The organism is Pseudofrankia sp. DC12, assembly GCF_000966285.1.
Classification (GTDB): Bacteria; Actinomycetota; Actinomycetes; order Frankiales; family Frankiaceae; genus Pseudofrankia.
In genome coordinates this window covers 2,453,208-2,477,227 of sequence record NZ_KQ031391.1, presented here as the reverse complement: position 1 = coordinate 2,477,227, position 24,020 = coordinate 2,453,208, and the positions used below count along the sequence as shown (strand labels likewise).

At 67.3% G+C, this 24,020-nt stretch carries 14 protein-coding genes; 9 read left to right on the top strand and 5 right to left on the bottom strand.

Going from position 1 to position 24,020, the window contains the following annotated elements:
* The first annotated feature begins 764 nt into the window (after positions 1-764).
* The 3 genes from FRADC12_RS09975 to FRADC12_RS09965 all read left to right on the top strand — a co-directional run bounded on the left by FRADC12_RS09975 (position 765) and on the right by FRADC12_RS09965 (position 11,889).
* Positions 765-10,271 carry a DNRLRE domain-containing protein gene (locus FRADC12_RS09975; RefSeq protein WP_283215120.1) on the top strand — a complete coding sequence of 3,169 codons (9,507 nt, stop codon included), beginning with the start codon at positions 765-767 and terminating at the stop codon, positions 10,269-10,271.
* A gap of 46 nt (positions 10,272-10,317) precedes the next feature.
* Positions 10,318-10,530, top strand: a complete 213-nt coding sequence (locus tag FRADC12_RS32110; RefSeq protein WP_198152843.1) for a hypothetical protein — start codon at positions 10,318-10,320, stop codon at positions 10,528-10,530.
* A gap of 972 nt (positions 10,531-11,502) precedes the next feature.
* Positions 11,503-11,889: an Imm26 family immunity protein gene (locus FRADC12_RS09965; protein WP_157488762.1), complete on the top strand. Its 387-nt coding sequence runs from the start codon at positions 11,503-11,505 to the stop codon at positions 11,887-11,889.
* A 431-nt stretch (positions 11,890-12,320) separates the two neighbouring features.
* On the opposite strand, the gene FRADC12_RS09960 is transcribed toward FRADC12_RS09965, so the two are convergent.
* On the bottom strand, positions 12,321-12,803 hold the full coding sequence (locus FRADC12_RS09960; RefSeq protein ID WP_198152842.1) for a helix-turn-helix domain-containing protein: 483 nt from the start codon (positions 12,801-12,803) through the stop codon (positions 12,321-12,323).
* A gap of 637 nt (positions 12,804-13,440) precedes the next feature.
* On the opposite strand from FRADC12_RS09960, the gene FRADC12_RS09950 reads away from it, so the two are divergent.
* Complete coding sequence (locus FRADC12_RS09950) at positions 13,441-14,925, top strand: AAA family ATPase (protein ID WP_084011301.1); 1,485 nt, start codon at positions 13,441-13,443, stop codon at positions 14,923-14,925.
* A gap of 562 nt (positions 14,926-15,487) precedes the next feature.
* Here FRADC12_RS09950 and FRADC12_RS09945 read toward each other — a convergent pair.
* Positions 15,488-15,715 carry a hypothetical protein gene (locus FRADC12_RS09945; RefSeq protein WP_052710791.1) on the bottom strand — a complete coding sequence of 76 codons (228 nt, stop codon included), beginning with the start codon at positions 15,713-15,715 and terminating at the stop codon, positions 15,488-15,490.
* Between the two features lie 37 nt (positions 15,716-15,752).
* The gene (locus FRADC12_RS09940) at positions 15,753-17,600 is read right to left on the bottom strand and encodes a hypothetical protein (protein WP_157488647.1); all 1,848 of its coding nucleotides are present in this window, start codon (positions 17,598-17,600) and stop codon (positions 15,753-15,755) included.
* Positions 17,601-18,138: 538 nt separating this feature from the next.
* Here FRADC12_RS09940 and FRADC12_RS09935 point away from each other — a divergent pair.
* The 3 genes from FRADC12_RS09935 to FRADC12_RS31025 all read left to right on the top strand — a co-directional run bounded on the left by FRADC12_RS09935 (position 18,139) and on the right by FRADC12_RS31025 (position 21,071).
* Positions 18,139-19,137 (top strand): IS30 family transposase, encoded by a 999-nt coding sequence (locus FRADC12_RS09935; protein ID WP_045875091.1) that lies wholly within the window; start codon positions 18,139-18,141, stop codon positions 19,135-19,137.
* Positions 19,138-19,285: 148 nt separating this feature from the next.
* Positions 19,286-20,377, top strand: coding sequence for a helix-turn-helix transcriptional regulator (locus FRADC12_RS28230; RefSeq protein WP_052710790.1), 1,092 nt, complete (start codon positions 19,286-19,288; stop codon positions 20,375-20,377).
* Between the two features lie 505 nt (positions 20,378-20,882).
* Positions 20,883-21,071 (top strand): hypothetical protein, encoded by a 189-nt coding sequence (locus FRADC12_RS31025; protein WP_157488639.1) that lies wholly within the window; start codon positions 20,883-20,885, stop codon positions 21,069-21,071.
* Between the two features lie 223 nt (positions 21,072-21,294).
* Here the strand turns inward: FRADC12_RS31025 and FRADC12_RS09925 are convergent, their stop codons facing one another.
* Complete coding sequence (locus FRADC12_RS09925; protein ID WP_045875071.1) at positions 21,295-21,576, bottom strand: hypothetical protein; 282 nt, start codon at positions 21,574-21,576, stop codon at positions 21,295-21,297.
* On the bottom strand, positions 21,573-22,136 hold the full coding sequence (locus FRADC12_RS31020) for a hypothetical protein (protein WP_157488760.1): 564 nt from the start codon (positions 22,134-22,136) through the stop codon (positions 21,573-21,575). The genes FRADC12_RS09925 and FRADC12_RS31020 overlap by 4 nt, the downstream gene beginning before the upstream one ends.
* 253 nt (positions 22,137-22,389) lie before the next feature.
* Here FRADC12_RS31020 and FRADC12_RS32990 point away from each other — a divergent pair, with 253 nt between their 5' ends.
* The gene (locus FRADC12_RS32990) at positions 22,390-22,701 is read left to right on the top strand and encodes a transposase (RefSeq protein ID WP_045876445.1); all 312 of its coding nucleotides are present in this window, start codon (positions 22,390-22,392) and stop codon (positions 22,699-22,701) included.
* A complete protein-coding gene (locus FRADC12_RS09915) occupies positions 22,698-23,720 on the top strand; it encodes an IS701 family transposase (RefSeq protein WP_045876444.1) in 1,023 nt (340 codons plus the stop codon). Before FRADC12_RS32990 ends, FRADC12_RS09915 begins: the two co-directional genes overlap by 4 nt.
* The last annotated feature ends 300 nt before the right edge of the window (positions 23,721-24,020 follow it).

The window sequence follows — 24,020 nt, the reverse complement described above, 5'->3', positions numbered from 1 at the left end:
TGCGGAAGCGACAGCCAGGGCTCGGGAGGCAGCTGGCCTATCAACGGCGCGACAAATTCATCGTAGCTTGCGCCGGAAGGTGTTGCGAGCTAGTTGGGTTTCGTCGTTCGGCAGTGACAACGAGCCCTGAACAGCCTGCTGACTACCGAAGGTGACTGGTGGCGATTTGTACCGAGGGTGAACCGTGGGGTTGCGGCATGATTGCCGGCGAGCGGTTGAATTCTGTCAGGAGTACACGGTCGCCCATCGTGCCACATCGTCGGCCTTGCTACACAGGGAACGCGTGGAAGTTTTCAGATCTGGGCAACTATGCAGGTAGAGGTCCTGGTGTAGATCTAGGTCGGTCATCCCCGGCGGGGCGGGGTGTTGGCGGTATCGGCGCGCGCCGGGTCTGGATTGCATCTTCTACTTGCCTGTAGTGTTACTGTCCGTGTTGCCCATGAAGATCTAGGTGGGGATTTCTACTACAGGTTGTGCCTCGGCGGTGTTTGTGGCATGCTGGCGCCCGCCACTTGACGTGGTGTGCGCCAGTCCTTGAGCCGGGACGTTCTCGGCCCTGGGTCAGGTGGTCGTGCGTGTACGACGCTGTCCGCGCATCTTTTTCTCCTGCCTCCTTATCTGGTCTCTTTGCGCTGCCCTGAACGGCATCGGCGTTCGTCGCCGGGGCTGGTTGTTGAGGGCAGGTCGCCGGCGTGGGCACGGCTGCCCAGCCCGGTCTCTCCTGGTTCGGCTTTGTCCTGCTCACGTCTTGTTCGGGAGCCTTGATGTCCGGCCGGCACCGCCCCGCCACCCGTAGCCTCCTCTCCTTTGGCCGTCTCTCGTTCGGCCGGCGCATGTGGCGGCGTGACGCCCGGGTCCGCCGGGTGGCGCCGCTGCTGGCGGTGCTACTCGCGGTCGTCGGGCTGGTCGTGCTGGACGCGCCGGCCAGACCGAAGGCTGTGCCGATCGCCGATCAGAACCCGTTTCGCGGCTCGGACAAGCTGCCGGAATCGTCGTCGGGTAGCGCAGCGGGGAAGGTCAGCCTGGTCCCGACGAGCGCGACCCAGGGCACGGCGAAGACAGGCCCGGCGACGCTGCGGGGCAAGGCCCCCGTGGTGGCGGGGGCGGTGGCGTCGACGGGGGCGACGATCACGCCGCTGAAACAGGTTGCGTTCACGCCGCAGAAGCCTTCAGCGGATGAGGCGGCGAGGGCGGCTTCCACGCCGCGGGGCGCGCAGCTCGGGCCGTCTCGGCCCCAGGCGGTGACGAGGCCTGACGCGAGCGGCGAGATGAAGCCGCAAGCCGGACGGGTCGAGGTTCCGGGGCTACGGACGGCGTCGTCGCAGGTGTTCCACAACCCGGACGGCACGTACACGTCCGAGGCGACGATGGGCTCGGACCGGTTCAAGAGCTCCAAGGGTGACTGGGTCGGGATCGACACGTCGCTGGTTGCTGGGGACAAGGGCCGGCTGCACGCCAGGTCGACGCAGGCCGGCCTGGAGGTCGCGCCGAAGGCGAACGACGCCGAGCTGGGCAGCATCGACCTCGGCGGCGGCCTGTCTTTCGGTTTCGGGATCGCGCAGGCGGCCGGGGTGGCGGCCAAGGTCGATGGGTCGAAGGCGACGTTCACCGGAGTGCGGGACCAGGCTGACCTCGAGCTGGGGCCGACCGCCGGCGGGCTGAAGGAAGTCCTGGTGCTGAAGTCGGCGGCGGCGCCGACGACGTGGGTGTATCCGCTGACCTTGTCCGGGCTGACCGCCAGCCTCGACGACCAGGGCGACGTCCAGCTGCTGGACAAGGGCGCCACGGTGCGGGCGCTGATCCCGCACGGGTCGATGGCCGACTCCCGGCCGACGACGAAGGACGGCTTCTACGCCTACTCACGTGGAGTGACCTACAGCCTGGTCACCGTGTCGAACGGCCAGCAGGCGCTGCAGGTGGACCTCGACAAGGCATGGCTGGCGGCACCGGAGCGGGTGTTCCCGGTGAAGGTGGACCCGAACGTGTCGACGCTGCTGACCGGCGCTGACGACACGTATGTGTCGTCAGCCAGTCCGTCGACGAACTACGCCTCGGAGCTGGATATCAAGGCCGGCTACTACTCGCCGACCAACGACATCGTGCACGGGTATCTGAGCTTCCCCGGCGACGCGTCGCTGACGAACGCGACGGTGACCAACGCGCACGTCAAGATCTTCAACTGGTTCTCCGCCAGCGGGTGCACGGCCCACCCGGTGAGCCTGCGGTCGGTGGCGTTCGGCTGGAACGGCACGAACATGACCTGGCCGGGCGCGACGCTCGGTGGTGAGGTCGCCAACAAGTCGTTCGCCGACGACAGCAGCTCGTCGTGTGGCGGGTCGTGGGAGTTCATCGGTGACTACGACACCCGGCTGAGCAACCTGGTGAACACCTGGACCCACGACCCGACTGCCAACTTCGGCCTCGGGCTGACGACGTCGGACACCGACACTCAGTGGCTGAAGTCGTTCTACTCGAACAACTGCTGGTGCAACCCGGCGGACCCGACGTCGGACTACCGCCCGCGCCTCGAACTGGAATGGACCCCGTACGGCGCGGAGTACTCGTTCCCGTCCGGGACGCCGGCGTGGTCGGTGCCGCCGACGACGACCGCTCCGGGGCAGATCACGGTCCGGCTGAAGAACACCGGCCAGGCGACGTGGACGGCCGGCGCCGGTTATGCGTTGTCGTACCACATCTTCGACGCGACGAACACGTTCGAGCTGATCCACCAGGGCTTGCAGACTCCGATCCCGACGACGGTGTCCTCGAACCAGTCCGTGGACGTGAACGCGTCGGTGGACCTCTCCAGCCTGTCGTCGGGTAACTACACGATCCGCTGGGACATGGAGCAGACCGGCACGTCCTGGTTCTCCGGCCAGGGCGTCGGGGAGCTCGCCACCCCGGTGAACGTCGCCGCCGGGGTGAACCAGTCGCCGTACATCGTGGGTGTCTCGCCGATCTCCGGGTCCGAGGTTCCCTCGACGCAGCCGACGCTGGGTGTGCTCGCGCTCGACCCGGACAACGACCCGCTCACGTACCAGTTCCAGCTGTGTACCGGGACGGACGCGAACTCGGGAACCTGCCAGTCCTCAGGCTGGACGGCGTGGCCGGTCTGGGCTCCGCCGACACCGTTGACCTGGGGACAGCTCTATTACTGGCGCGTCCAGGTCTCTGACGGCACATCACAGAGTCTGTGGTCGTCGCCGCTGGTGCTGGAGCCGGTGAACTACAACGCGACGGTCGGTGCTGACTATGGGGCGAACACCTACGCGCCCGCCGTCGCCGGGGTCAATCCGCTCACGCAGAACTTCACGACCCAGGTCACGGACGCGTCGGTGCAGGGTGCGGGTCCGGCGTTGTCGGTGGCGCGTACCTACAACTCGAAGAGCACGACCGACGGCCTGTTCGGCACCGGGTGGACCAGCGCCTACGACATGACCGCCGGCGCGGCCACCTCCGGTCCCGGGAACGTCCAGGTCCGTGGCGGCGACGGCCGGACAACCCTGTTCGGTCGCAACGGCGACGGTACCTACGAGCCGGAACACGGCTACTACTCGTCGCTTCAGGCGTCCGAACCGCGGGTGGCGTCGTTCACCGCCGCGAACTCGACCAGCTCCCTGGGCGCGACGGACACCGGCGAGACCTGGCAGGCACTGGCCGGCACCTGGGGTATCTCGAACAACTCCGCCTACCTCGTGTCCGCCGGAATTTTCAAGTCGGTGGCGGTCGTACCGGCGCCGGCGGACGGGACGATCCAGTTCTCGACGCCGACGACGCAGTCCCGGCTCGGCGTCGCGTTCCGGGTCCAGGACGCGGACAACATGTGGATGCTCTACGAGAACGGAACGTCGCTGGTCCTGGCGAAACGTTCCGGTGGCCTGGAGTCCACCGTCAAGACGGTCACGGGCGTCTGCTGCGCGACGACGGACACCTATGGCGTCCGGATGGTCGGCAGCACCCTGCAGATGCTGCGCAACGGCGTCGTCGTCGGCACCGCGACCGACAGCGCGTTCTCGACCGCGACGAAGGCCGGCCTGTACGCCCAGTCGACCGGCACCGGCCGGATCGACGGCCTGACCATTACGCCTGAGGGGCATCGGGCGACGTTCACCGGCGCGAACAGCGCCACCAGCCTCGGGGCCAGCGACGACGGCGAGCCTTTCACCGGTCTGGCCGGCACCTGGGGTATCAGCGGCAACAGCGCCTACCTCGCGACGGCGGGCGGCTCCGGGCACAACCTGACCACGGTCAGCGGTGCCGCCGACGGCACGATCAGCTTCACCGAGCCGGTCGCCCAGGCCGGGGTCGGCGTCGCGTTCCGCGCCGCTGACGCCGGCAACTACTGGCGCCTGGTCGCACAGCCGGCGTCGAACAGCTGGCAGTTGGTCAAACGCGTCGCAGGGGCCGACACTGTGGTCGCGACGGCGGCTGGCGCTTGCTGTACCGCGGCCGACGTGCTGAGCATCGTCACGTCCGGTACGTCGATCTCGGTGCTGCGCAACGGCACCCAGATCCTCTCGACTCACGACCCGGCCCTGCTGTTCGCCAGCCGCGCCGGCCCGTACGCCGACGCCGCCGGTACCGGCCGGATCGACACCTTCACCACCACCGCCGCCACCGAGCTCACCGAGAAGGGCGGCACCTCCTACGCGTTCCGCTCCGACGGCAAGCTGCTCGCCACCACCGACCCCGCCGGCAACCGGGTCGCCCTCGCCTACGACGCCAACTCCCGGCTCACCACAGCCACGAACACCACGTCCGGCCGGGCGCTGACCTTCACCTGGACCACCGACAACACCCACATCGCCCAGGTCGCCACACCCTCGGTCGCGGCGAACGGCGGGGCGCTGACGTGGAAGTACAGCTACACCTCCGGCCGGTTGAGCGGGGTGACCACACCGGGCCTCACGACGGGCGGGTCAACCTACAGCTACAGCTCGTCCGGCGAGCTGACCCAGATCTCGCTGCCCGAGAGCAACCTGAACACCAAGGTCGGCTACAACTCCGACGGCACGGTGGCCTGGCGCGAGGACGGCCTCGGGCATCGCAGCACCTACGCGGTGACCGCGACCAGCCCGAACATCGTCGTGCGCACCACCGACCCGGCCGGCACCACCATCGACTGGACCTACTCGGTCTACGGCCAGTTGCTGTCCAAGACGGGCCCGACCGGTACGAAGACGTTCACCTACAACGACGACGGGTTCCTCGCCCAGGCCACCGACGAGAACGGCAACGTCACCAGCTATCAGACCGACGCGCACGGCAACGTCCTGGCGCGCACGGTCGTGCGGTCCTCCGACGCGTCGGGCACCTGGCCGGTCACCGACTACTACGACTACTACAACGGCCCGCCCGGCGACCCCCGCGACGACCTGATCGTCGCCCACCGCGACGGCCGTTCCGCCGCACCGAACGACGACGCCTACAAGACGACCTACGGCTACGACCCCTTCGGGAATCTGGTCTCGACGACCAGCCCGCCGACCGCCGCGTTCCCCGGCGGCACCACGACCAGCTCCAGCTACACCGTCGGCACCGAGACCGCCGTCGGTGGAGGAACCGAACCCGCGGGCCTGCTCGCGTCGAGGACCGACGCCCGCGGGAAGGTCACGACCTACGGCTACGACTCGAAGGGCGACCTGCGCCACGACCAGGATCCCGCCGGACTGGTCCACGACTACACCACCGACGAGATCGGCCGCCGGCTCACCTCCAAGGAGACCTCGGACACCTACCCGTCCGGGCTCACGACGACCTACACCTACACCAAGCTCTCCCAGGTCGCGACCGTCACCGAACCCGGCGTGACCAACCCGATCACCGCCACCACCCACACCCGGGTCACGACCAACACCTACGACACCAACGGCAATCTCACCCAGGCCGTCATCTCGGACGCCACCGGCGGCGACACCGCCCGCACCACCACCTACACCTACGACGCCGATGACCGGCTGCTGTCCACCACCGCCGCCTCCGGCACCGCGGTCGCCGCGACCAGCGCGCAGACCTACGACGCCAATGGCAACGTCGCGACGACGACCGACCCGAACGGCACCGTCACCGCCTACACCTACACCCCGCTGGGCGAGCTCGCGACGACAACGCTGAAGAACTTCGTCGACGACCCGGTCGCGGGCACGTCACCCCGGGACCTGGTCCTCGAGTCGCGGGCCTACGACCCCGCCGGCCGGCTCGCCTCCGTCACCGACGCGCTCGGACGCACGACGAACTACACGTACTGGCTGGACGGCAAGCTCCACCAGGTCACCCTCACCGGCTACCACAACCCCGACTTCGCCACCGGCACGCTCTCCTCAACGACGCGGACCATCGTCCTCGAAGACCACTCCTACGACGGCGCCGGCAACGAGACCAGCACCGTCACCGGCGGCGGGCTGACCACCGCCACCGCCAGCTACGACCAGGCCGGCAACGCGACCGGAACCGCGCTCGACCCGGCCGGCGTCCACCGCACCACGGCGCTGTCCTACGACGCGAACGGCGACCCGACCGCCATCGAGACCGGCGCCGCCGGCACGTCGACGACCGAACGCACCGAGTACGGCTACGACAACGCCTCCCGGCTGACCTCGACGACCGTCTTCGGCGACGGCGTCGCCCGCTTCACCACCGCGGTCACCCGCGACCAGCGCGGCTATACGACGACGCTCGTCGACCCGCGCGGCTACACCCCGGGCTCCGCCTTCGACCCGGCCTACACGACACACGTCACGACCAACCCGGCCGGTGCGGTCGGCCAGGTGACCGCCCCGTCGGTGCAGGTCGAGGAGAACGGCAACGCGGCCAGCGCCGGAACCCCGACGGGGACGGTCGGCTACGACACGTTCGGCGAGGTCACCCAGACCCGCGACGCCCGCAACCTGACCACCACCACGACCTACGACGCACTCGGCCGGCCCACCCAGGTCAGCCACCCGTCGTACACCCCGCCCGGCGGGTCCGCGTCGACCCCGTCCGAGTCGTTCACCTACGACCACAACGGCAACGTCCTCACCCACGTCGACACCCGCGGCCAGACGACGACCGCCGTCTACGACATGCGCGACCGGGTCGTCTCCGTCACCGACCCGCAGGTCGACGGGCTGCCGGCACCGGGTGTGAGCCGCGCGATCTACGACGACGCGAGCAACCTGGTCACCACCGTCGACCAGAACGGCGCCTGGCTGTTCCACGCCTACGACGACCTCGACCGCCTCTGGGCGACGACCAGCACCGAACGCACCCCGAGCGCCACCTTCTCCACCTACTACGGCTACGACGACGCCGGCGACCTCGACAAGATCCTGCGCCCGACGAACGTCAGCGCCGGAGCCGCCGCGACCGCCGACTACAACGGCGTCGGCGAGCTCACCGCCACCCACGACGAGGCCGGTAAGACCACCACCTATACCTACGACCTCGCCGGCCGGCTCGCCTCGAGCACCGACCCGCTCGGCCGCAAGACCACCTACGCCTACGACCGGGCCGGCCGCCAGACCGGCGCCGCGCAGGTCTCGAACACGAACACCCAGCTGCGGAGCCTCTCGATCGGCTACGACGCGGCGGGCAACGTCACCTCCCAGACCGACCCGAACGGCAACACCACCACCGACACCTACGACGCCCTCGACCAGCTCCGCTCGATCACGGTCCCGGTCGCCGCGGGTACTTCGATCACCACGTCGGCCGGTTACGACGCCGCCGGGAACCGTACCCGGCTCACCGACGGCAACGGCCACGCCACGATCACCACGTTCAACAGCCTCGGCCTGCCCGAGAAGACGATCGAGCCGTCGACCACCGCCTACCCGAACCTCACCGACCGCACCTGGACCACCTCCTACGACACCGGCGGCCTGCCCACCACCGTCGTCGAGCCCGGCGGTGTCACCCGTACCTCCACCTACAACGCCCTCGGCCAGCTGATCGCCGAGTCCGGCACCGGCACGGGCGTGGCGTCGGCGTCCCGGACCCTGGCCTACGACCTGGCCGGGAACCTGACCAACGAGGACTCGCCGTCCGCCTCGGAGGAGTTCTCCTACGACGACCGCGACCTGCACACCGGCTCCCACGGCACCGAGGGCGACGCGTCACTCCAGTACAACGCCGACGGCCGGCTGACCTCACGCGGCAACGCCGGCCTCACCACCGCCTACACCTACGACACCCGCGGCAACCTGGCCACCGTCACCGGCGCCGGCACGTCGGGGACCCGGACCTACAGCTATGACGACGCCGACCAGCTGACCTCGATCGACTACGCCACGGGCAGCAGCGGCGCCGTCGAAAGCTACGGCTACGACCAGCTCGGCCGCACCACCGCCGACACCCTCACCGGACCCGCCGGGACGCTGCGCTCGCAGACCTCCAGCTACGACAACAACGACAACCTGACCGCCACGACGATCGGCCCCGCGGGCGTCGCCGGCGCCGGCTCCCAGTCCTACGGCTACGACCAGGCCAACCGGCTCACCTCCTGGACCAGCCAGGCCGCCACCACCACGGCCTACGGCTGGGACGCCGCCGGCAACCGCACCTCCGTCGGTGGCACGACGGCCACCTTCGATGCCCGCAACCGGCTGCTGAACGACGGCACCGCCAGCTACACCTACACCGCCCGCGGCACCCTCACCACCTCGACCACCGGGTCGAGCACGACGACCGACACGTTCAACGCCCTCGACCAGCTCACCTCCGTCGCCACCGGCCCGACAACCACCACCTACGAGTACGACGGACTCGGCCGGGTCTCATGGCGCAACAGCAGCCAGGCCTTCACCTACGACGACCTGACCAACGAACCCGCCTTCCACGACGGCACCCTCTACGCCTACGACCCCACCGGAAAGCTCATCGGCGCCGACACCGGCAGCGCGGGGCTGGCCACCCTCACCAACCCCCACGGCGACACCGTCGCCGCCTTCACCACCACCGGAACCCTCACCGACACCCGCACCTACGACCCCTTCGGCACCCCCACCACCACCGGCACCAGCCACCTCGAAATCGGCTACCAGGGCGGCTGGTCGGACCCCACCACCAGCCAACTCAACGCCGACGCCCGCTGGTACACCCCCTCCACCGGCACGTTCACCAGGCGCGACTCAACCACCCTTCCCTGGACCGGCACCGCTGCCGACAACCTCTACACCTACGCAGGCGCCAATCCGATCACGCAGAGCGACCCAACCGGCCGCTTCGTAAAGGAGTTGGAGCATTACGCGGCGTCGGCCGTCAGGGCGGTCGAGAGGGAGGCCACCGACCCGAGAAACGAGAGAGCCATAGCTACGGCGCTCGCCGGAGCGGAGGCCGAAGAGGGCGAGGAAGTAGGAAGCCCGGAGGCCGGAGCCTACATCGAGGGCCAGGCAGCCGCGGACGTCTACGCCTCCCAGTACCTCGGCGCCGACACCTCGACCGACTCCTCGAGCGACTCCCAGGCGCAGCCCAAGCAACTGCACGACACCCGCCGTGCCCCAGCTCCGAGCCAGCAACAAACCCACCGCACAAAGTCCTCGAAGGAATGCAACTGCTCGACCAGAAGAAGGACCACCCCGAAGGCAGCCGAGAAGACCTACCCCGACCCCAACTCGGTCGTCCACGGAACCCTGCACGTCAACCCCGACTCAACGCACGGGGTCGGTAACAACGGCACGATCCCCAAGCCCACCGACGTCCCCCAGACCTACTCCAGCCCCCTCGACGCCGACCTCGGCCCCACCACCGACGAAACCGCCGGCCTGCAATACACTGCCTCAGCCTCCGCCTGCAAAGACGACGGCCTCGCCCACTGCATCGGCGACGACCCGGTCAACCCGCCCACCCAAACCGGCAACGGCGGCACTGGCCAGGGCGGTGATGGCACGCCGCCACCAATCAGTAACGGCGGCGGCGAGCTGGATCCAGAAGATGGCGAGGGAGAAGGATATTCAGGTCTGAGCCCGGCAGAACTAGTCGATTCGGCGACCTCTCAGTACAAGAACACCCCGTGGACCAACGTTGGCCGAGCATTGACGAAGAAGCTCGGGCGTCAGGGGGAGGTGGACGCGTGGACACACTTGATACCTGAGCTCGGAAATGAGGCGGGGTATAATGCTGCCGGAGAGGCATTCATTCGAAGTCTCTTGACAAGTTCAGATGTAACAGAATCGGTAGAGTCTGGTCGGGTCGCTGGGGTATACCAGCAGCTCAGGACCTTCCGATTTAACGGCTCTGGAATTGGGGCGAGATGGCAGTTGGATGGAACTTTCGTTGGCCTCGTCTCGTGATTCAGAGAGTGAAATGATCGCGTTCTTTCGGGGTCGAAGGGTAGCCGTGACTCAGGTGACTGACATAATTGGTGAATCCGAGGTCGTTGAATTTAGCGAGCAGACTGAGGAGGGAGGCGTCTTGAAGATAGTCGTGCTACAGAACGATGACGATCCAAACGTTCTCTATCTTGATACTCGCGGCGATGTAGATGTCGATCTTGTTGAGTGGGCGATCGGAGTCGCACGCGATCGACTCCTTGCCAAGGACGGTATGTAGAATCAGCTATGCGATCGTGACTTGGATTTTCGAACTCTGCGACAGGAGGATATTCGTGACGACGAACTCGCGGATTATCTCGATTCATTCGTTCGGCGAGGCGATGGCGAATCGCTCGCGAAGGGTCCCGGTGTCGCATGGTACAACCGGGAAAACGGCGTGGTGATCATCCAAAGAAGTTCTACCTCAATGACCGCCTTTCGGACCACCTTGGAGAATTTCCTTAAAAGACTGGGGTGAGGATGGAAATTGAAATCGACCCGCAGTCGGTCGTCATCCGGCTGACCTTCGACGAGTCTGTCAGCCTTGGTGTTGCGATCTTGGAGGGATGTATCAGCGTCTCTCGGGCGGAATACTACATCCGAACTGGACTCTCGGCGCCCGCCGTGGATCGGATCGCGACAGTCTTGGCAGTCGAAATTAAATAACTTGCGCATCTCTCATTTGCTGCGGGCCCGCGACCTGGGTCGATGCAACTGAGCATGCTTTGGTTACTTCATTACGGCTCCTTGAAGCGCCCTACGGACAGTGGATCCGGTAAGCATCTTCTTCCTCTGGAGCTCGGCGTAGAGGAGGTCGAGAACCCGCGAAGATCTCGACCGCGCCGAACTGTTGATTCCCCGCCACCAACGAACGAAGAATAGCTAACGCGAGAAATACCGTGAGAAGATCGAGGCACTGGCTTAACAGCCAGCGGGGCGACGACGACCGGCTACGAGTACGACGCGCTGGGCCGAGTCTCCTGGCGTAACAGCAGCCAGACGTTCGCCTACGAGGACCTGTCGAACGAGCCAGCCTTCCACGACTGCACCCTCTACGCCTACGACCCCACCGGAAAACTCATCGGCGCCGAAGCCGGCAGCGCGGGTCTCGCCACCCTCACCGACACCCGCGCCTACTACCTCTTCGGCACCCCCACCACCACCTGCACCAGCCACCTCGAAATCGAAAGAATGGTCTTGGGCTGAGATGGTGAAGACCAGCTATCGAGAGGGCGACTGGTTCGCTGTGCCGCTCCGTGAGGGCGGCTACGGTATAGTGGCTCGCGCGAACCGGGACGGTGTCCTGTTGGGGTACTTCTTCGGTCCCCGCCGCGACACAGTTCCGACGCTTGCTGACGTTCAGGGCCTCCTACCTGGGGACGCGGCCTTGGTCGGCAAGTTCGGCCACCTTGGTTTGAGGCAGGGAAAATGGCTTGTCCTCGGTCGCCTTGAGGGCTGGCGCCGGGACCTCTGGCCGATGCCAGCGTTGGTCCGTTACGAAGAATTGAGCGGCCGATCGTTCAAGGTATTCTACGACGACGACCCGAACCGGCTGATCCGCGAAGAGGAGATCAGAGCACCCGGCTACGATCCGTAACATCAGCTCCCAGCTGGCCGCTGCCGAACCGCTGCCGAACTGAATGTCAGCGCGCGACACGGATTGACACCGGGCGTTACAGTAGTCGGTGCCGGATCGACGAATCCCCAAACAGGCCAACAGATTTCGGCACTCGACAGCACCCTGCAACACGCGCCGACAGGCGTGAAAACATCGGAAGAATTGTCTCATAATCCTCCGGTCGTGGGTTCGAGCCCCACCCGCCCCACCCATTTTTTGATCATGCCTCTGATCTGGGTGAATGCGGTTCGCGATCTATCGTCTTGAGATCCAGCACTGTGGAACGGTGCTGGTCAGGGGGTCGACAGCTGGTTCGAGCCCCGGCTGGACGACCATGTTGCGGCCATGCGAACCGCCTCTGCCTCGCCGAGGTATTGGGCAGCGGCGACTTCGGGTGACACCCGCGGTCGTCACCGGCAGCGCCGCTGGGTCAGCACCAAGAACGCACGGCCCGGCGGTAGGCACCCGCGGGTGCCGCAGGGCGGTGTATCCCGTCGACTACGGCTACCTGCAGAGCACCAGGGCGCCTGGGCCTGCGGGTCGATCATCCCGTTACGGGTCAACACCCGATGCACCGTCGCCCGCGACGGCGCCACCGCCAGGTCACGGCCGGCGAGCTCGTGGCAGATCCGGCGCGCTCCCCATCGCGGATGCTCCCGGCGCAGCTCGCAGATCAGCGCTTCCACCTCGGCGTCCAGCTTCATCGGGCTCGTGCGCGGACGGCGGGAACGATCCGCCAGGCCCGTCTTCCCCTCGGCTGTGAACCGGGTCCGCCACGTGTCCAACGACTGCCGGGTCGTGCCATACCGGACTGCGACCTCACCGATCGGCGACCCGCCCAACACCTCGCACACTGCTCGATACCGGTACTCGACCACCGCCTGTTGATCCACAAACCCGCCCATTCCGCCACCAACAACCGGCCAAACAAGATCACGGGCGGTGGATCACCGTCAAGCGTGTACTGAGGACGAACTGTCAAGGATGTCCTGAGCCCTCACAGCGACAGACGTCCCGCAGTTACAGCGCCCGCCAGCTCGACCACGCCCTCGACGTCCTGCAAGCCCCTGAGTTCGCCCGCCACCTCGACACCGACACCCTGTCGATCTCCGCCGTGGCGGACAACATCGCAAGCCACACGGGGTTCACGCTCGCTCCTGACACAGCACGGCGACTCGTGCGACATGGACGCCAACTCGCCGTCCAGCTCCGGCACATCCGCCTCAACGCCTGAAGATCATCCGGCTGTCGGCGGCCATCGCCGGGACGTGTCTACCGCAGCCCGGGCGGCCGGTCCTGGCCGGGCTTGCTGGCTGCCGCCTGGGCTGTGACCTGGTGGTGAGCACCGGCGAGCCATCCGTCAGCCCCCAGCGGCCTGACCGGCCGCGGCGGCCGGACTCCACCGTCGGCTCCCGGCGCAGGCCCGCTCGCCGGGTGGCAAACCGTCCGTGCGCGGCGGCGGCGCCTGGGATTAGAAGTACAGTTCTTAGAAGTACAGTTCTAGTTTTCTGGCGAGCGGCGGTGGCGGATGTGATCGAGAAGCCTGCGCATGTGTTCGACCGCGACTTCGAGTGGGGCCACCTGGTGCGCTTCGCGGCCCGCGTGGGCGGGTCCGCGCAGCTGGGGGTGGTCAGCGGGCGGCGGCGGCAGGGCAAGACGTTCCTGCTGGAGGAGCTGGCCCGCCAGACCGGTGGGCTCTATTTCGGCGCCACCGAGGCGACCGAGACCGAGTCGCTGGCGCTGTTCGCCGAGGCGCTCGCGGAGGCAACTCGGCTGCCGACGCCGCCGCGGTTCGCGACCTGGGATGAGGCCGTTCGGTACCTGTTCTCGGTCGGTGCGACCCTTCCGGGCCCAGTGGTGATCGACGAGTTTCCCTACCTGAGCGCGGTGTCGCCAGCGCTGCCGTCCATCCTGCAGCGGGAGCTCGACCGCGCCGCGTCGGCGGCGCGGCGAGGCGAGCCGGGACTGTCGCTGTTGCTGTGTGGCTCGGCGCTGTCGGTGATGGGCCGGCTGCTGGCCGGCAGCGCGCCGCTGCGCGGCCGGGCGAACCTGGAAGTCGTGGTACACCCGTTCGAGTATCCTTTGGCGGCCCGGTTCTGGGGCATCACGGATCCGCGGCTGGCGGTCGCGCAGCACGCCGTCGTCGGCGGCACCCCGGCCTATCGCAGGTTCGTCAACGACGACGTCCCCGCCGGTCCCGGCGACTTCGACGACTGGGTGTTGCGCACGGTCCTCAACCCGGGCAGCCCACTGTTCCGGGAGGCCCGCTACCTGCTCGACGAGGAGGCCGGCGTCCGCGATTCGGCGATGTACCACTCGGTGCTCGCCGCTGTCGCCGGCGGTTCCAACACCCGCGGCGGCATCGCGAGCTACGTCGGCCGGAAGGCCACCGACATCTCGCACCACCTGGGTGTCCTGGAGGACTGTGGGCTGCTGCGCAGGGAGGAGGACCTGTTCCGCCAGGGCCGGGCGGTGTACCGGATCGCCGAGCCGCTGATCGTCTTCTACCAGGTCGTCATGAGGCCCCGCTGGGGATTCCTGGAAAGCGGCCGGGCCGCCGCGGTCTGGCGTGACGCCCGCCCTCGCTTCTCCGCGCAGGTCCTCGGCCCCCATTTCGAGCAGCTCTGCCGCGACCACGCGGCCTTCGCCCCGCCCGACCTGTTCGGCGAGTTCCCCGGCGAGGTCGGCGCCGGTGTCGTTTCCGACCCCGAGCGCAGGACCCAGATCCAGATCGACGTGGCTGTGCTGGCCCCACCGGTGCCCGGCGAGCCCCGCCGCATCGTGTCCCTCGGCGAGGCGAAATGGGGCGACGTCATGGACTCCCGCCACGTCGACCGACTCCGCCGCGCCCGCGACCTGCTCGCCGCCCGCGGCTACGACACCCGCGACACCACCCTGACCTGCTACAGCGGCGCTGGCTTCGACCCGTCCGTCACCGCCGCCACGGCCGACCGCACTGCGGCCATCACCCTCGACCAGCTCTACGAGGCACCCCCTCTATCTCAAGGAGCGTGACGCATGAGCCCCGCCCACGAGTACGACAGAGACGGCTTCCTCACCGAGTTCTTCCCCGAGGAAGGTGACCGACGCAAGTCCGACCGCCATCCCCACGATTACGGTCGGCAGATGCACCGGGACCTCCGGAACCGCCAGGTAGCCGGAACTTACGTTCGATCCAGTGGATGATGTTCTGATCGGCGCGGTCACCGACCATCGTGCCTGTTCGGGGCACGTGTGGCGACTGGCCGGACGGTGATTTCAGGGCCGACAACCAAGATCGAACGGTTCGGATGCTGGTGCACCTGGTCCACAGTCCAGTTTCCCCTTGGCTGCAGTGGTTCAGGTCTGACGTTCAAGATCGCTGCGGGGTGTCGGGAGGCCGTTGCACTGACGGTCCACTGACGTTGCGACCGCAACTAATTTCAGGCCCCCGCTCGCTGGTCACTCAGCGTGACGAATGCCGGTGGTGGAATTTGGGGCGTGGGCCGGCTGGCCGTGTGCGGCCCATCGGGACCTGGGGTATGAAAGAAAAGGCGCCGGCCCCGTTGTGGGGCCGGCGCGAATGGATTTCGCGGCGTTATAGGCCGAGGTCTTGGGTGTCGATCTCGGGTGGGCTGGGATTCGCAGCGTTCGGCGCCTCGAGTCTGAGGTGGATCTCGTCCCAGCCGGTGGGGCGGTTCGTGCGGGGTACGAGGTTGGCGGCGGCTTCGGCGGCTTCGTGGTTGGCTTGGTCGAAGAGGGTGGTGTAGATGTCGCCGGTGATTTGGATGGAGGCGTGTCCGAGCAGCTCGGAGACGGCCTTCATATCGCCAATGCCAGTGACTGGTGCTTGATCGCGTCTGTCAGGCGGCCTTGGCTTGTTCCGGCATGTGGTCGCTGTCGGTGATGTGATCACCGTTGGTGATCAGTGAGAGCGTGGCGGGCGTCTGGTTGCGGATCGGCCCGCAGATCCGGACCGTGTAGGTGACCTTGCGGGTGGTGATGCCGGGGCGGGCGGTCGGGAAGTCGGAGGCGCTCTTGGCGGCGCGGTCGCGGGTGCGGCCGCGGCCGAGGGTGTGGCGGCGGCGACCGAGGGTGTGGAGGGCCTGCCGCTGCCGGGTCTGGATGATCTCGTCGGGGAGGCCCGCGGTCGCGCAGCCGAGGTGGCGGAGGGCCGCGTGCCGGGCCGCCTTGTAGGACAGCGCGCGCACGAGGACGGGCTGGCCGGCGTGGGCGCCACGGGCCGCGGGGGTGGCCTGGGCGGCGACGGTGCGCTGTAGGGCCCGGATGAGGCTGGTGGCGAGGATCCAGGCGGGGATCTCCTGGGCGGCCTCGAACGGGTCGGTCGCGCGCAGCATCGGGCCGCTGCCCGGCCCGGAGCGGTGGAGGGCCGCTTTCTGCTCGCGCAGCGGGGTCTCCGTGGCGCCCCAGCGGGCGTGGTAGGCGTCGGCGGCCTGCGCGGCGGACAGCGCGGCGGGGTCGGTGACGTTGGTGGCCACCGCGAACGTCTCACCGGTGTGGACCCCGCCCGCGAACACGTCGTACTCCACGACCCGCCAGCCGGCCAGGACCTTCTCGGCACCGAGGTCAGCGAGGAACGACCCGTCGGGCAGCCAGTCCCCGACCCGGCGCACGGTGATCCCGCCGGGCAGCCGCACGAGCAGCTTCATCCCGTCCGCGGCGAGGCGCTCCAGCCGGTCGGCGCCGGGAAAGTTGCGATCACCGATATGCAGCAGGTCAGGCCGGCGCAGCCCGGGCGCCTCGGCGACCTGCTCGAGCAGGGCCTGCTCGCCGACGTCCTTCGCCCCGCTCGACGGGCCGTAGGCGTAGGCGAGCGGCGCCTTCGTCCCGGCATCGTTGTCGAGCAGGAGCCGCACATGCGGGTACGGCGCCGGGTCGGTGCCCGCCCCGAACAACGCCCGGTTGTCCGCGGTGTCGGGCAGCCGGACCAGTGTCCCGTCGAACCCGGCGAGGCGGAAGCTCCCCGCCGTCAGCGCCTGCGCGCCGTCGGTGCCGGACAACTCGCCACGCACCGCGGCGAGCAGCCGGGCACACAGCTCGTCGAGCACCGCGCCGGGCAGGGCGCGCCGCGCCCTCGAGAACCCCGACCCCGCCGGGACCGCACCACACGCGGTGAACGGCACCTCCGCCAGCTCACCGAACAGGGCCGCCAGCACGTCATCCCACGACGTGTCCGCCATGACCATCCCCAGAATCAGCGCCCGCGCGAGCACCGGCCGGGTCAACACCCGCGCCGTATCCCCCTCCTGCCCACCGGCCACCTCGTCGGCGGCCAGGGCCGGGCCGGCCGCCGGGGCGTCGTTCCCCGCGGCGAGCTCACCGACCAGCCTGTTGATCGCGTCAGGACCGAGCAGCCGGTCGATCTCGGCCTCCAGCAGCCCGAGACGCACGAAGTCCGCCGCCCGGCCGACCACCCGGATCTGGCCGTCGTCATACGTCCTCGCGACACCGCGCAGCACAGGCCGGTAGATGACGATGTCATCGCCCTGCCCGACCGGCCGCGCCCCGTCCGCCAGCGTCAGCAACGACCGCCGCTCCGCCACCGGCGCCTGCCCACCCCCGCGCCGCCCCGCCGTCCGCGCCCGCCCCACCGCCACGTCCCCGGCACGCAACGCGACCAGCCCCGCACCGGCAAGCCCGCCAGCCACCCCAGGCAGCACGACCGACGCCACGACAGAGTAGAAAGACACAGCGGACTCCGGGCCAGGGAAAATGGATTCGACACCCGATCTCTACCCGGAGATCCGCCCACATCGCCGCAACCCGGACGTTCCCCGTTCAGCCGGGCGTGTCACACCACCCGGCCACCCGCGGCCACCCCACCCCTCGACCGTCACCCACCGTGACCGCCGGTCAAGACCCAGCCAGACCACTCCGCAAACGCGATCAAGCTCCGCTCACTGGCATTGCGCCACCAGCCCCGTGAGCTGGACCTTCCCCTCATCAACACTCCGCGTGAAGCCACGCGCGGAAACAGCCGGCGAACATGCCCACACTGAACCAGTCAAATCATCAACCTCCTTGACGACCCACAAAACCGATCATGAAAAGTGCGAAACTCGAGAGATAAGGACGGCTCCGTGAACATACAGTTCAGCCGCCGGATGCGCCACCCCCGGTGACTGTCGATGGCTGGACCGTATATTCGACTGATACTCGGCGGCATCAAACGGTCGTAGCGACGCCCCGATAGGATGATCGCGATGGTGTCGAGGGGCTGGATGGTGGATGGGCGTACGGGAGCGGTTGACGGTGGAGGACCGCGAGGTCATCTCGCGGGAGTTGAGTCAGGAGCGTTCGGCTCGGTATATCGCCGCTGTGCTCGGTCGTCATCATTCGGGGATCTCCCGGGAGATCGAGCGTAACGGCGGTGCCGCGGCGTATCGGGCGGTGGATGCGCAGGCACGGTGTGATCTGATGTGCGCCCGCCCGAAGGAACGGAAACTCGTCGCGTCGAAGGAGCTGCACGACGCGGTGAACACCGGCCTGGTCGAGAAGTGGTCGCCGAAGCAGATCAGCGAGAGACTGCGCACGGACTTTCCCGACGACGAGAGCATGCGCGTGAGCCACGAAACAATCTACGAGTGCCTCTACCTCCAGGCGCGCGGCGAGCTGCGGACGGAACTGAAGATCGCGCTGCGTAAGGGCCGGGCCAGGCGGGTCAACCGGTCGCGCAGCACCCTGACCAGGGGCGGGATCGTCGGCATGGTCAACATCAGCGAGCGGCCGAAGGAGGCCGAGGACCGCGCCGTCCCCGGTTTCTGGGAGGGCGACCTGATCATCGGGAAGGGCAACAAGTCGCAGATCGCCACGCTGGTCGAGCGCACGACCCGGTTCGTGATGTTGGTGCGAATACCGTACGACCGTAACGCCGACAAGGTCGCCTACCTGCTGGGCAAGAAGATGGAGACCCTGCCCGAGTTCATGCGGAACTCGGTGACCTGGGACCAGGGAAAGGAGATGGCCCGGCACGCCGATTTCACCGTCCGCACCGGTATTCCCGTGTATTTCTGCGACCCGCACTCACCGTGGCAGCGCGGCTCGAACGAGAACACCAACGGGTTGCTGCGCCAGTACTTCCCGAAGGGCACCGACCTGTCCTTGCACACGCAGGAAGAACTTGATATGGTGGCCACGCAGCTGAATGGGCGGCCACGGCAGACGCTCAAATGGGCGACGCCGCTCGAGGTCTTTACCGAGCTGCTGGAAAGTCATGTGTCGCCATGACCGCTTGATTCCGCCCTCCCTTGACGACCCACAAAACCGATCATGAAAAGTGCGAAACTCGAGATGGCCGCAGCCGAGCCAATTCGCGATCTTTCTTTGTCTCGACGGGCGCATGACGCGGTTCGTTCGTGGGAGATGGGAAAAGAACGTGCCACGCCATCCGACGGATATCAGCGACAGCTACCACGACCGCACCACGACATCCCTCGCGCCTGAACCCACACCGAGCCTCGCACTCGCCGCCGCTTTCGGACTGGACGACGTCGCGGCCAGCGTCTTCGCCGCCGCGGTGCAGCGACCATGCGCCGACCTGGCCACCGTCGCCGACCTCGCCGGCCGATCCCTGCGCCAGACCCACATCGAGATCGCCTGGCTACAGGAACGGGGCCTCCTCCGCGAGATCGACGGGATCTGGGCGCCACCCCATCCCAGGCGTGTCCCGCGCGCCCAGCAGGCACGCCAGGACGCCGCGATCGCCGCCCACTGGACAGCTGCACTCACCCGCCACGCCGAACACCTCCGCGCGGCAATCCTCGCGGGCACCGAGTTCACGGGAAGCCTTCCCAGCGACGACGTCGAGCTTCTGCACCCGCACGAGGCCCACGCACGCGTCGCCCGACTCCTCGACACCGCGCGATCCCACGTCCATTTCCTGCTCTGTGGCCCGACACTGCCCCAGGACCACAGCGAACACCTGATACACGCCCTGCTCCGAGCCGCCGGGCGCGGCGTCGCGATCACGTCGGTCTGGACGCCCGACTTCCTCGCTGCCGCCTGCGCGCGCACCGCCGGCGACCAGCTACGCACCGCCGACTGGATCCGTCAAAGCCCCGACGTCCCCATGCGGATGCTCGTCGTCGACCGGCAGACAGCCCTCCTCCCCATCGACGCCACCGACCTGGCCCAAGGCGCGCTCGCCTTCCGAACCCCAGCCCTACGCCAGCTCGTCACCAACCTGATCGAACAGATCCACCGCGACGCGACACCACCACCGCCGCGCACCAACCCCGCGAACCGCCACGCCGAAGTACTCGCACTCCTCAACGAAGGCCTCACCGAAGACGCGATCGCCGCGCGCCTACACATCCACGTCCGCACCGTCAGCCGCACCATCGCCAACCTCCGCAACGAACTGAACGTCTCCACACCCTTCCAACTCGGCGCCGCAGCCCACCAACACGGCCTGATCCCCCGACCCCGCCCCACCGAACCAGAACGCCGCAACCAGCCAGCATCATGATCTTCGGCGCACTAGATCATCCACACGGTTGATCATGAAACCAGTCGCTTGTGGTTACTTGGCTCGGAACCAACTCTTCCATCGAGCGGCCCAACCGAGCACCCGCCCCGAACCCGGCCGCGGGCCAGCCCGCCGCCGGGCCACAACACCGAACAGACCAGGAAAAGGCACACCCGAATCGGCCCACCGCGACCCCACGGCACACGTGCAGGTGGCGCTCCGCGCCACCAGCCAGGAAAGATCACAACCCGTCGCGGTCCACAGAATTCCCAGGATTATGGGGCCCGTTCGAATCGAACACCTTCATGTAGTCAACGATCACCTTCCGACGCTCCAGGCCATTGCGAGCAGTCGCGTGCCGCAGATGTATCAACTACTGCTTAAATCACAGTGGAACCAGATATGTTCCAACACTTTCATTTGCCTTTGGTACCTTGCTTGAATACTCGTTCGCCCTTAAAGAGAGTCATTCGTGTGAGAGCATCCAAAATTCTCGGAGAGATCAGTGACCTCCGATGTCGCCAGCGGAGTCGCGCTCGCCTTCAAGCTCGATCGAGAATCCTGGGGCAAGTTGTTCGACGAGGTGACGCCTATGCGCGCCAAGAAACTGGGTTGCCGATGTTCCTTCAATGCGGAGTTCGATCTCTATATACTCAGGTTGTTCCACGCCCTTGCCGCAGAAGCAACAGCGTAGACGCTCGTTCAAGAGCACTAGGACCACCGGCCGTCCGCTACTCGCGCCTGAACCTGGCGGTTTGGCATGTTCTTCATAACCGTCGTCGGCTGTCCGCTCGGGTTCGAAGGATCTCTGATTACGATGTCACTCGCCCCGCCGCCATTGTCGAGCACTTTCACCGAAATCTCGGCGTCAGAACGTTCGGCGAGCCGACCTTCGGAGTCGCAGGTAAGCGTCGGACTCAGAGCACGTCCCCTCTTGACAGGAGTTCAATTAGTTGGTCTAGACGGAAGATCACAGCGGAGCGCTGTTCGCCAAGGAGCCGCGTGAAGCGAATCCCCTCGACATCAGCCTCCGCGAGACGAACGAAATTGGCTACGCCCGTCCCGTCGTTTTCAAGTATCGAACTGATCGTTTGCAATACTGACTGGATCTCGTCAAGATCTAGCTTGCCTTCCATGAACAATGCCATGGAATCATGCAGATTGACCAGAAGACGCCGGTTGTACTCGCTAAAGCTCATCGTGTGATCACCGTAATGACGATGTTGTTTTCCGTGATGACCTCGACTGTACCACTTTTGTACGAGAGTCGGGCCTCTCCGTTCGGCCCCTTGACTGGCGCGCCGCGCGTACTCGTTAGAACATCATCTACGAAGTTCGGCGAGATGCTCCGCCCGGCACCGGGCGCTCCCGCGGGGGCGCCGAGACCAGACGGTTGTAGCCGGTCTACAGCGTGCTGCGTGTAGAGGCGGTCACCGATCTGCGCGTATTCCCGGCCTTCCTGCGTCACCTTTGGATAGTTCTGCCAGGAGGTCCACAACAAGCGCCCGCCGCCGCTTGCGGCTTCCTCGGCCTTTGTACCCCCGGCGACGACCCTCGCGATGGCTCCGACCGCTTCGGCGCCGTCGACTTCCGGCGCCGCCAGCCCAATCAACGTCCAGGCGACCGCTTCTCCGATCGCGCATTTGACGCGGCTGTTCTGGCAGGCGTCTCGCTGGGCGTAGTAGGTGTTGAAGTGTTTCGGGTCGCGGTCGTTGCATTTGGGATTGCATTTGAGTGATCCCCAGGCCTGGTCGAACACGCCTGGTGCGAAGATCTTCTCCTGCAGGCACTGGTACGAGGTGCCGTTCCTCCTCGAGTTTCGCACTTTTCATGATCGGTTTTGTGGGTCGTCAAGGAGGTTGATGATTTGACTGGTTCAGTGTGGGCATGTTCGCCGGCTGTTTCCGCGCGTGGCTTCACGCGGAGTGTTGATGAGGGGAAGGTCCAGCTCACGGGGCTGGTGGCGGGAGCATCGGCGTTTCCACACCAACACTCCGAAGAGTGGGTCGCCGATGCTCCCGCACGTCACGATACCGCCGTCGTTCGCCGTCCTGCTGGAGTACTTCCGGCCGTGTTTCACCGCGCCGAGCTTCGCCGCGTTCCGGATGCTGGCGACCGGGCTGGTCGCCGCGCCCGGGCGGCGCACCGTCGTCGGGATGCTCGTCGGCGCCGGCCGCCATCGGGACACCCCGCACCACCGGGCCCACTACTTCTTCGCGAAGGCCGCCTGGACGCTCGACGAGGTCGGCGACACGCTGGCCCGTCTCGTCGTCGGTCTGCTCACCGGCCCCGGGCCGATAACCGTCGTCGCCATGACCGCTTGATTCCGCCCACCCTTTTCCACCGCGCCGGGCGGAAGGTCTTCGCCGCGGGCTGGTTCCACGACGGCGCCGCGAAGGGCGAGACGCCGGTCGGCTTCGGCAACAACTGGGTCATCGTCGGTGTCGTCCTGCGCGGCACGGTCTTCGCGCGGCCGATCTGCCTGCCGGTCTACGCGTGCCTGGTTGTCAAGGGCACCATGTCCGGCTCCCGGCTGTGGCTCGCCGCCCGCGCCGCGGCCCGGCTCGCCCGCCTGTTCCCGGACCGCCAGGTCCACGTCGTGGCGGACTCCGCCTACGCCGGCGGCGAGCTGAAGTCCCTGCCACGCAACGTGACCTGGACGACTCGACCGCGTGCCGACGCCGCCCTGTTCGCGCCGGCCCCGCCGCGCACCGGCCGCCGAGGCCGCCCCCGCGTCAAGGGCGACCGGCTCGCCACGATCACCCAGCTCGCCGCCACCGCCGACTTCCGCCCGACCACCGTCACCCGCTACGGCCGCGTCCACACCGTCGACGTCGCGGTGACCGTCTGCCTGTGGTACTCGGTGTTCGGCCCCCGCCTCGTCCAGCTCGTGCTCGTCCGCGAACCCGGCCGCCCGCTGCTCGCCCTGATCAGCACGGACCTGTTCAGCCGCCCCGCCACGATCGCCGAGCGGTACGCCGCCCGCTGGGCGGTCGAGGTCGCGATCGCCGACGCCAAGCAGCTCTTCGGCGTCGGACAGACCCACACCCGCACCGCGCAGGCCGTGCGGCACGCGGTCCCGTTCGCCCTGCTCGCCCAGACCCTCACCCTGACCTGGTACCTCACCGCCGGCCACCACGACTCCGACGTCGCCGACGCCACCGCCCGCGCACCCTGGTACACGACCAAGACGACCGTCTCGACCGCCGACGCCCTCGGCAAGCTACGCCGCGTCCTGATCACCGCGCGTTTTCGCCCAGCTGACCCCGTCACGCCCACCGCCGCGGAAATCCACACCCTCCACCTGGCCTGGGACACCACCGAGCACGGCCTCGCGGCCTGAACCCGCCCCACCAGCCACCCAGACCGGCCCCTGACCGGCCCACAGCCCCCGGAACAGCCCAAAACAGGCACCGACCCGAGGCGACAAACCACCCCAAACACCCGCACCACACAAACAGCTCACCACGATCGAACAGAAACCTCATCACGCGAAGACAAACCAACATTCCCGATCAAGAAGAACGCGAAAGTCGAGTAAATCACAGTGGAACCAGATATGTTCCAACACTTTCATTTGCCTTTGGTACCTTGCTTGAATACTCGTTCGCCCTTAAAGAGAGGGCGGAATCAAGCGGTCATG